General features: G+C 36.2%; 1 protein-coding gene. It reads left to right on the top strand.

Annotated elements, in window-relative coordinates:
- Positions 1 to 141 (top strand): flagellin (locus AB4232_RS22615; RefSeq protein ID WP_408063623.1); only part of this gene is annotated, 141 nt, incomplete at its 5' end.
- Positions 142 to 367: the final 226 nt, after the last annotated feature.

The raw sequence follows: 367 nt of genomic DNA, 5'->3' as shown, positions 1-367 counted from the left end.
TCAAACAGTCGAATCAAAGATACAGACTACGCCAAAGAAACCACTCAAATGCTCAAACAACAAATACTGCAGCAAGTCAGTACCACTATTTTAGCTCAAGCTAAGCAAGCGCCGAACTTAGCTTTAACGCTGCTAGGCTAATAAATTAGGTTAATTCTTATAAAGGTATTCTCGGTTAACTAAAGTCCTTTGGTTAATTAAAACACAATATTTCCCCCGGCTGACGTTTCGACAACTTTAGCCTTTTTCTCATCTTTTTTTGATAATTTCACTGCCAGTCACGCTTTCTTATCCTTTCTCGCTATTTCTTTAATTTTGTTGCTTTTTTTCTAAAGGTTTCAGCATTCACGCCGTTATTAAAAGTAAC

The organism is Vibrio sp. 10N.286.46.A8, assembly GCF_041470165.1.
Classification (GTDB): domain Bacteria; phylum Pseudomonadota; class Gammaproteobacteria; order Enterobacterales; family Vibrionaceae; genus Vibrio; species Vibrio tasmaniensis_A.
Note: the sequence above shows the minus strand (reverse complement) of the source record. Positions and strands in the feature narration are given on the sequence as shown.